Origin of the sequence: Idiomarina sp. UBA4206 (assembly GCF_002383015.1) — a bacterium.
Classification (GTDB): Bacteria; Pseudomonadota; Gammaproteobacteria; order Enterobacterales; family Alteromonadaceae; genus Idiomarina; species Idiomarina abyssalis.
Genome location: NZ_DFTS01000044.1, coordinates 8930 through 17130 on the forward strand (window position 1 = coordinate 8930; position 8201 = coordinate 17130).

General features: G+C 46.4%; 11 protein-coding genes and 1 pseudogene. 6 read left to right on the forward strand and 6 right to left on the reverse strand.

Features of this window, described 5'->3' with window-relative positions:
- Positions 1 to 98 precede the first annotated feature (98 nt).
- Complete coding sequence (locus B3180_RS10130) at positions 99 to 1424, forward strand: type II toxin-antitoxin system HipA family toxin (RefSeq protein WP_286844338.1); 1326 nt, start codon at positions 99 to 101, stop codon at positions 1422 to 1424.
- 12 nt (positions 1425 to 1436) lie between these two features.
- Here the strand turns inward: B3180_RS10130 and B3180_RS10135 are convergent, their stop codons facing one another.
- From B3180_RS10135 to B3180_RS10150, 4 genes are all read right to left on the reverse strand, one after another.
- Complete coding sequence (locus tag B3180_RS10135) at positions 1437 to 1961, reverse strand: CC0125/CC1285 family lipoprotein (protein ID WP_273023252.1); 525 nt, start codon at positions 1959 to 1961, stop codon at positions 1437 to 1439.
- 167 nt (positions 1962 to 2128) lie between these two features.
- Positions 2129 to 2479: a VOC family protein gene (locus B3180_RS10140; RefSeq protein ID WP_273023253.1), complete on the reverse strand. Its 351-nt coding sequence runs from the start codon at positions 2477 to 2479 to the stop codon at positions 2129 to 2131.
- An 18-nt stretch (positions 2480 to 2497) separates the two neighbouring features.
- Positions 2498 to 2785, reverse strand: coding sequence for a HigA family addiction module antitoxin (locus tag B3180_RS10145; protein ID WP_088767569.1), 288 nt, complete (start codon positions 2783 to 2785; stop codon positions 2498 to 2500).
- A gap of 130 nt (positions 2786 to 2915) precedes the next feature.
- Positions 2916 to 3791, reverse strand: a complete 876-nt coding sequence (locus B3180_RS10150) for a DNA ligase (RefSeq protein ID WP_273023256.1) — start codon at positions 3789 to 3791, stop codon at positions 2916 to 2918.
- A gap of 235 nt (positions 3792 to 4026) precedes the next feature.
- Between B3180_RS10150 and B3180_RS10155 the strand changes: the two genes are divergently transcribed.
- Genes B3180_RS10155 through B3180_RS10165 form a run of 3 tightly spaced genes read left to right on the forward strand, consistent with a single transcriptional unit; the run spans position 4027 to position 6041 of the window.
- A complete protein-coding gene (locus B3180_RS10155) occupies positions 4027 to 4311 on the forward strand; it encodes a helix-turn-helix domain-containing protein (RefSeq protein ID WP_271331761.1) in 285 nt (94 codons plus the stop codon).
- An 11-nt stretch (positions 4312 to 4322) separates the two neighbouring features.
- Positions 4323 to 5585 (forward strand): type II toxin-antitoxin system HipA family toxin, encoded by a 1263-nt coding sequence (locus B3180_RS10160; RefSeq protein ID WP_278361291.1) that lies wholly within the window; start codon positions 4323 to 4325, stop codon positions 5583 to 5585.
- A gap of 57 nt (positions 5586 to 5642) precedes the next feature.
- Positions 5643 to 6041, forward strand: a complete 399-nt coding sequence (locus B3180_RS10165; RefSeq protein WP_273023258.1) for a thiol-disulfide oxidoreductase DCC family protein — start codon at positions 5643 to 5645, stop codon at positions 6039 to 6041.
- Between the two features lie 3 nt (positions 6042 to 6044).
- Here B3180_RS10165 and B3180_RS10170 read toward each other — a convergent pair whose 3' ends face one another.
- Positions 6045 to 6533, reverse strand: coding sequence for a MarR family winged helix-turn-helix transcriptional regulator (locus B3180_RS10170; protein ID WP_278358464.1), 489 nt, complete (start codon positions 6531 to 6533; stop codon positions 6045 to 6047).
- 74 nt (positions 6534 to 6607) lie between these two features.
- Here B3180_RS10170 and B3180_RS10175 point away from each other — a divergent pair, with 74 nt between their 5' ends.
- Both B3180_RS10175 and B3180_RS10180 read left to right on the forward strand, forming a co-directional pair.
- Positions 6608 to 7588 (forward strand): catalase family peroxidase, encoded by a 981-nt coding sequence (locus B3180_RS10175; RefSeq protein WP_278358465.1) that lies wholly within the window; start codon positions 6608 to 6610, stop codon positions 7586 to 7588.
- Positions 7581 to 8105, forward strand: coding sequence for a cytochrome b (locus B3180_RS10180; protein WP_278358466.1), 525 nt, complete (start codon positions 7581 to 7583; stop codon positions 8103 to 8105). Before B3180_RS10175 ends, B3180_RS10180 begins: the two co-directional genes overlap by 8 nt.
- A gap of 11 nt (positions 8106 to 8116) precedes the next feature.
- Here the strand turns inward: B3180_RS10180 and B3180_RS10185 are convergent.
- Positions 8117 to 8201: pseudogene (locus B3180_RS10185) on the reverse strand (fumarylacetoacetate hydrolase); the annotation flags it as partial.

The following is an 8201-nucleotide window of genomic DNA, read 5'->3' on the forward strand; positions in this document are numbered from 1 at the left end:
GTTTCTCCTGTGCAACTACTCAAAAGTAGCACCAAACAGAAGAAACGAGCGAGCGGTAAAACGCGTGTGAAACCTGCTGACAATGAGGAGCTGGACTGGTGATTAATACCATTGAAGTTCGCTACAAAGGTGAGCCTGTCGGTGCCTTAAGTTATAACAAGGGCGACACGGCTGCGCGGTTCGAATACTTATCTGAATTTGTCGAAAAAAACATTCCGCTTGCGCCTTTAACTATGCCTGCCGAGAAGGGACGAATTTACTCTTTTCCGGGGTTAAATTGGGATACGTTCAGAGGCCTGCCGGGTATGCTCGCGGACTCTTTGCCCGATGACTTTGGTAATGCGGTACTGAACCAATGGGTGGCGCAACAGCCGGACCGCACAGAGCCTCTGAGCCCGCTTGAGCGGCTTCAGTATACTGGTGAACGGGGCATGGGCGCTCTTGAGTATCACCCTGCGCGTAAGAATCGAACCAACGCCAAAAACAAAGACATTGAGCTTGAAAGCTTAATGAAATTAGCGCAGGAAGTGCTCGATGCAAGAAAGGGCTTTCGTCAGCGCACACACTTTGATGACGCGGCAGACAAAGAAATGATGCAGGCCTTATTAGCGGTTGGCACCAGCGCAGGTGGCGCAAGGCCAAAAGCGGTACTGGCATTTAATAAGGATTTCAGCCAGGTGCGTTCAGGGCAGGGGCTTGTGCCCGAGGGCTTTGAGCATTATCTGCTGAAGTTTGACGGCGTAAAGGAGCGCGACCCTTCTCAGCAAACCTTTGGTGACCCGCTCGGTTACGGTGCCATGGAATATGTGTATTACTTAATGGCCACAAAAGCCGGCATTCATATGATGCCGTGCCACCTGCTGGATGAAGGCAACCGCCGCCATTTTGTGACCAAGCGCTTTGACAGAATAGGCAATGAGAAAAAGCACATTCAAACGCTTACGGCTATTAAACACGTGAACTACCATGACATTGGTGCGTTTTCTTATGAAGAGCTGTTTCAGGTGGCGCGTCAGTTAAGGTTGCCACGAGCGGACGCCATAGACTTATTTCGCCGTATGGTTTTTAACCACGTAGCAACCAACCACGATGATCACTCCAAGAACTTTGGTTTTATGCTGGAGGACAAGCAATGGCGGTTGAGCCCGGCTTACGACGTTGCCTTTAGCTATAAACCCGGAAACCCCTGGGTAGAGCAGCATTGGATGTCTTTAAATGGCAAGCGCAGCGGCCATACCCGCGCCGATTTTTACGCGCTGGCAGACGTTCAGTTACCAAAGGTAGAGCGCAAAGAAATTGATGAAATTATTGATGAGGTGATAAACGCGGTGTCTCAGTGGCGGGAGTTAGCTACTGAACATGAGGTGCCAAAAGCGCTTGTGGAATTAATTGACAGGCACCTCAAGTTGAAAGATTTTGCCTAATAAGGCTTTTTACTAGGAGCCTTCTGCTTTCGGTTTAAGGTTTTCATGCACTTCGCTGGCATCGAAAGTTGATTCTGAGTCCGGTTGCTCACCTTTACCGAACTTAATGCTCATTATGGCTTCGACTTCGCTGTCGCGATTACCCCCTACAAAGACACCGGCTTCATAAGACGTGGATGGCCTGGTAGTGGTACGGCACGACAATATGCCACATTCGCGAACTTGCTCGTAACGACGAGTAAAACCTACTTGAGATGTATTCTGCTTCTGCTCTTTGTCGACCAGAGTTTCACGGCTGGAAACAGTAAACCAGTCATAGTCATTTTGTAAGGTCAATTCAGCTGCGCGAAGCATAGCAAAGTCCATTGCTTTTTCAGTATCGGAACCTCGTGCCTTAAAGTGAACCCGGTATTGGGTGTCACTTAGCTGGCTTTCCTTATAGCCGAAACCGTTATTTTCTGCCTGACGGTACTCAGGCGAACTTGAGCATGCAACTAATGCAATTGATGAAAATAAAGCAAGTGCCCAATATTTCATAATATTGCCTCCTCATTGAGTGAGTTAGGTCAAAAACCTATTTATAGACTAGGTAAATTTTAGATAAATAGATTGGTATTTTCGAAATTTTTACGGCGGTTGACGCCGCTAAGGCTAACCAGTGGGCAGATGAGTTACTATGAAATGATTTATGTGCCGGAGTCTTATTATTCTGACCATACTGCGTATTCGTTGCCGCTAGGGCAAGTAAATTGAAAGCGTCGACCACCGGGAAAATCAAATATAGGCTTAATTATTTTACCGCCCGCGTCCTCAACGCTTTTCAGACTTTGCTCAAGGTCTTTGCTGTATAAAACCACCAACGCGCTGCCAGTGGATGTTTGAGCAACCAAATCAGATTGGTAAAAGCCGCCATCGAGCCCGGCATTTTGAATAGCAGAGTATTCCGGGCCATAGTCAACAAACTCCCAGCCAAAGGCCTGCTGAAAAAAGCGCTTGCTAGCTTCAAGACTCCGCGCCGGTAGTTCAATGTAATTAATTTTGGTTGAGTTCATCATATGCCTCGCTTAGGGCTTTTATGCGGCAACGAGCTTCTTAACCTTGAGTTCTTTACGATGTTGCTCGGCATGCCAGAGTTCATACTGGGACTGCTGGTTTAGCCAGCTTTCCGCTGAAGTATTAAATGCGATTGATAGTCTGATAGCCATTTCAGGGCTAATACCAGCCTTGCCGTTCAGAACAGCACTTAACGTTTTCCGGCTTACGCCCAAAGCTTCCGCTGCAGCGGTTACAGATAAGCCAAGAGGCTCGAGACAAAGCTCTCGTAGAACTTCGCCAGGGTGGGGTGGATTGTGCATCAACATACGAATACCTCAGTGATAATCTTCATAATTTACTATCTTGGCATCTCCACCCTCAAATCGTACCCTGTAACGTATCGGGTGTCAATTTTCTAGTTTCTGTATATTACGCATGGACATCCTGCTTGGAAAGTTATTCATCTTCGAGCTCCTCTCTAATTCGCAAAAAGCTGGCAAAGCGCGGCACGCCATTATTAGTGTAACCGTGGTGCTTGTAGGTAATGATACTCCCGACAGGTGGCGGGTTAGTACGTTCTGCATCTGTAAACCCAGTGCCAATAGAAAATTCAATGCCTTGTTGATTTCGCACGCGTAAAGCGCCGAGCATACCGGTATATTTGCCTTTGCCCGGTAAATGGGCGATAACCTTGGCCTCATCGTCGAAATAGGGTTTTAACTTCAATAAAGCGTCGCTCCTGCCAGACTGATGAGGTGCCGTTGCTAAGTGCAGCATCAGGCCTTCTGCGCCATTCTCAACCATAGCTTGCAGGTGTTTGCTTAACTCATGGTTGGAATGAAACCGTTGCTGCTTTACCGGCTTAATATGCTCAGCGTTTATTTGTTCAATTAAGCTTGAATAGTTTTTGTATCGCTCCTCAAAAGGCATCTGCGCGTCTGGCATATCAAACACCATGTACTTCACTTGCCGCCAGCGGTTATCTTTTGGTGTTTGGGTGCGCACAATAGAGCTTAAAGCCTCAAAATTCTGACGTTTTGCCCACAGTTCACCGTCAAGCCAAACGTCGGGTAGCGGTGCAGTAAACCATTCAGGAGCTGATATCAGGTTGCCTTGCCGGGTCAGTAGTTGCTTGCCTGTCCAAATAGCCCGAATACCGTCGTATTTTTCACTTACTAAATAGTCGCTAACGGGGGTGGTTTTGTCCTGTTCGTACACTTTTGCCAGTTGGATTTGCGTTGGGGCCTGCAACGCTGCTGCAGGAAAGGCACAAAAGGCGGTGACGTATAGAACAGCTAAATAAACGAGACGAATTTTAGAGAGTTTTGGCATCCTTGCATCCTTATTTTTCATTCAGTTTCTGAGATGTCGCGCTAACGGAAAGTAAATAGGGTAGCACTGGTTATTAAGGCTAATGCCGAGGTAATGACGTATTGTGAGTTAAGCAAAAGGGCTATTGTTTTTACAATGCAGCTGCAATCAAGATAACAATAAAAAAGTTGTTTTATTATTGAATTACAATACTTATGATGTATATTCGGTTTGTATACATCATTTGGGTTGTTTTATGACTACACTAAAAGACATCGCGGAGCGCCTTGCCGCAGAGCGAAAAAAACAAAATTTATCGCAAAAGGATATGCGGATGCTTATTGGCATGTCTCAACAGCAATATCAGCGAGTCGAGTCAGGACAAGATTTAAAAGTTTCTACATTGCTGCGTATTTTAGCTGGCTTGGGGCTTGAGTTGTCCATTACCGATCCAAAGCAAATAGAGAATCATCAACCGGTAGAATCCTCCTCGTCGACGGATGACTTTTGGGCAAACAAGCATAAGCATTTAAAGGACTGACGATGACAGCCATGAAAAGAGTCGAAAACGTTGAAGGACTTAAAATGTCTCTTAATGGCCAAGAGGTTGGAGTGTTGACGCACTATTCGGGCGGTAAAAATATCTTTGTATTTTCGCCTAGTTATATTGCGCTTCCGGTAACTCAACGTGAAACGTTGACGTTAACACAGCTGGCAGATGCGAGATATCTAACTCAGCCCTTAGTTAGCGCGCAGCGACTGACTCCTGTTTTATCGAACTTATTACCTGAGGGTGCTTTAAGAGAATGGATGAGTCGTTCATTAAAAGTGCACACTGACAATGAATTTCCCTTAATGGCTCATATGGGGCGAAACTTGCCTGGCGCTTTGCTAGCTGAGCCAATACAAGCGGGTCAGGTACCGGGCTGGGCTCTTGATCATCGAGAACAGGTTGAGCCGGTACAGATTGATGTCGAACACAGTCAGGATAAGTTTTCTCTGGCTGGCGTACAAATGAAGTTCTCTTCAGTGAAAGGACAAGACGGTCGATTTAACGTTGGTAGGGATGCCAACGCTGATAGCTGGATAATCAAAACACCCTCAACAGTGCACAAACATGTGCCTTATAACGAATATACTGCGATGCGGCTGGCGCAAATTGCGGGTATTGAGATACCGGAAATTAAGCTGGTTGAACTGAATCAGTTAGATAATTTGCCTGATATTCAGCTCCCTAATGAGACACATGCTTACGCAATAAAGCGTTTTGACCGGGATGATGGAAAGCGTGTACATACCGAAGATTTTGCACAGGTTTTTCAGGTGTATTCCCATGACAAATATAAAAAGTTCAATTATGAGCAAATTGCGGATGCGCTATTTCAATATGGCGCTCAGGGGTTAAAAGATGTTCAGCAAATGGCGAGAAGGCTATTGGTTAATATTTTATTGGCTAACGGTGATGCACATCTAAAAAACTGGTCTCTAATTTATTCTGAGGGGCTACGACCAAAGCTTTCTCCGGCGTATGACATTGTATCTACTTTGCCTTATGTAGCTGGCGAACTCGAATTTGCTCTTAACATGGCCAGGAACAAGAACTGGTATAATGTCGATATGGCTTCATTTGAAGCCTGGGCAAATAGAATAGGTGTGCCATGGCAAGCGGTTAAAGTGCACTTAAATGAAACATTGACTTTAGCGAGAGAAAACTGGCCTGATAAGCTGTCGGAATTGCCCATGGTTGATTCTCAAAAAGACGTGTTGAAAAGACATTGGCAGAATTTGCAAACCGATTTTCGCATTACATCATGAGTCAAATACGCAAAAGAAGCGTATAAGAAAGTGAAACTCAATAAAGTGGTGGTCGCAATGTCTCAACAGAGCTCGGAACTCATTATTTTTTTCGATGGCGGATGCCCATTGTGCGTTAAAGAAATGCGGCATTTAAAACGGTTGGATAAAGAAGGGCGGATTCAATTCGAAAACGTGAATGAACCAGACTTTAGTCAGCGCTACCCTCAGGTTGATGTTGCCAAAGCTAACCAGTACTTACACGGGCAGACCAGTTCCGGTGACATGATTTATGGTCTGGATGTCACTCATGCGGCCTGGTCGCTAGTTGGTAAAGGCTGGATGATCGCCCCTCTGCGCTGGCCTATTATTCGTTGGTTTGCTGACAAAACCTATTTATTTTTTGCACGTAACCGCAACCGCATTTCAAAGCTATTAACCGGTAAAGAGCGCTGCGCGCAGTGTTCTATTGACTAATACTTATTCTAAGCCTTGTCGTTTTAAGTAACGGCTAAGCTGCTCAGTGAGTTGTAAACGCTCACTTTCTGACAGAACGCTTAGTAGCCTTTCCTGGGTCTGGACATGTTGATGAATGACTTGGTTGCTAAGAACTAACCCTTTATCGGTGAGTTTTACCCAGTTAACGCGACCGTCGTTTTCATCCTGCTCACGTGTCACGAACCCTTTTTTCTGAAGCAATGTCAGACGGCTGGTCATACTGCCCGAAGTAACCAGCATTTGTTCCAGTAGTTGGTTAGGGGTCAACCGGTAAGGTTTTCCTGAACGGCGCAAAGTTGCCAGCACATCAAACCCCGCGTCGGTAAGTCCGAACTGGCGAAAAGTATTATTCATAGCAGACGCCATATGTTTATGGATTACCTGGAGCCTGCCGACAAGTTCCATGGTTGAGGTATCGAGCTCAGGGAGCTCTTTGGCCCATTGTTGTTTTATTCGTTCTAAATTTTGCATCGCTAGTGAACTCAATATGCTCTATTATCGTATATCTTGAATTCAAGATAAATGATAGTAAGAGTACTTTCAATATGAAAAATCGGTATTTGGTTTTACTGCTGGCTCCTATGGTGAGCGCAGCGGCGCAAGAGCCGCCTAAAGTAACAGCGCAGCAATTTGTGAATTTACAGCAGGGCGAAGCAGCTCACGGAGGTTTTAGGAGGGCTCACGCTAAAGGCATTTGTGTTACGGGGGAGTTTCGTTCTAACGGGCAGCTAGCTACTTATTCTGAGGCCGCACTATTTGAACAGGGCGTAACGCCTTTTATCGGGCGCTTTTCAGTGGCGGGCAATAACCCAACTGCCCCTGACTTAAAAGCACCAGTGCGTAGCCTGGCCTTAAGCTTTGCTATGAGCTCGACCGAGCAATGGCGTATTGCAATGAATACGCCGCCGGTTATGGCGGTTAAAGACCCACATACTTTTTATCAGCAAATTCAGGCCATTCAGGCAGGCCCTAAAGCAATACAGGCGTTCTTTGCTGAGCACCCTGAGAGCAGCAACTTTTTAAGCTGGAAAGCGCAATATCAACCCACTGGAAGCTTTGCTGCCGAAACTTATAACAGCATTAATGCGTTTTACTTAATTAACTCTGAAGGCAATGAGCAAGCCGTACGCTGGGCCATGCAACCCAAGGTTTTTGTTCCTGCTGATAACTTAGAGGGTGTGGATGCTCTGCACGAAGAAATTACTAACCGGGTCGCGAAAGAAGACATTGTTTTTGATTGGAGCTTTACCTTGGCAAATGAGGAAGACGACGAGAACAACCCAGCAAAGGCGTGGCCGGCCAGCCGTGAGCAAATTACGGCGGGACAAGTTGTTATTACCGCGGTAACGCCGCAACTACAGGGCGAATGTCACGGTATCAATTATGATCCTCTGGTGTTACCAACAGGCATTGAGGCAACCCGTGACCCGATACTGCGGGCTCGGTCTGCGGCTTATGCCGAGTCTTATCGGCGCAGAGCAAAAGAAGCGTTAATGGGTGAGCTACAGGGGCAGGGCAATGAGTAAACCACATAAGTTTTCGGTATCAATGCGCTTGTTCCACTGGGCTATGGCGGCGTTGGTTATTTCGATGTTGGCGGCGGGGTTATTAATGGTTCGCTCATTAGAGCCCTGGCAGTTAAGCATTTTAACCGTACATAAAGCTTTCGGCGTTGTTGCTGCCGTATTGGTTATTGCGCGCCTGATTAATCGTTTGTTCCATCAAATTCCGGCATTACCTGGTGACTTATCGAGTTTACAGAAGTTTGTGGCTAAGGCTTCTCATTGGCTGCTTTATTTGCTGTTGTCCGCCATGCCTATTTCAGGGTATTTAATGCAGTACTTTGCCGGGCGGCCCATAGACGTATTTGGCTGGTTCCGTTTACCGGCGGTGCTTACTGTCGACATTGAGAATTATGCCGTATTCCGGGAACTGCACGGCTGGCTGGCAATGGCACTTATGGCATTGGTTGCTGTGCATGTTGCTGCGGCTTTGCATCATCACTTTATCCGCAAGGACAAGGTTCTGAAAAGTATGCTTTAGTGCGTTATTGCCTAACGCTGTTTATATTGTGTTGGGCAGTAGCCGCGTGACACTCCCGCAGGGCGCAGTTTACGATGTTTAGTATTGCGCCCCGAT

Excerpts from the sequence above, each read along its gene's own strand:
- B3180_RS10135 (WP_273023252.1), bottom strand. The coding sequence starts at position 1,961 with ATGAAATATTGGGCACTTGCTTTATTTTCATCAATTGCATTAGTTGCA.
- B3180_RS10140 (WP_273023253.1), bottom strand. The coding sequence starts at position 2,479 with ATGATGAACTCAACCAAAATTAATTACATTGAACTACCGGCGCGGAGT.
- B3180_RS10145 (WP_088767569.1), bottom strand. The coding sequence starts at position 2,785 with ATGTTGATGCACAATCCACCCCACCCTGGCGAAGTTCTACGAGAGCTT.
- B3180_RS10150 (WP_273023256.1), bottom strand. The coding sequence starts at position 3,791 with ATGCCAAAACTCTCTAAAATTCGTCTCGTTTATTTAGCTGTTCTATAC.
- B3180_RS10155 (WP_271331761.1), top strand. The coding sequence starts at position 4,027 with ATGACTACACTAAAAGACATCGCGGAGCGCCTTGCCGCAGAGCGAAAA.
- B3180_RS10160 (WP_278361291.1), top strand. The coding sequence starts at position 4,323 with ATGAAAAGAGTCGAAAACGTTGAAGGACTTAAAATGTCTCTTAATGGC.
- B3180_RS10165 (WP_273023258.1), top strand. The coding sequence starts at position 5,643 with ATGTCTCAACAGAGCTCGGAACTCATTATTTTTTTCGATGGCGGATGC.
- B3180_RS10170 (WP_278358464.1), bottom strand. The coding sequence starts at position 6,533 with ATGCAAAATTTAGAACGAATAAAACAACAATGGGCCAAAGAGCTCCCT.
- B3180_RS10175 (WP_278358465.1), top strand. The coding sequence starts at position 6,608 with ATGAAAAATCGGTATTTGGTTTTACTGCTGGCTCCTATGGTGAGCGCA.
- B3180_RS10180 (WP_278358466.1), top strand. The coding sequence starts at position 7,581 with ATGAGTAAACCACATAAGTTTTCGGTATCAATGCGCTTGTTCCACTGG.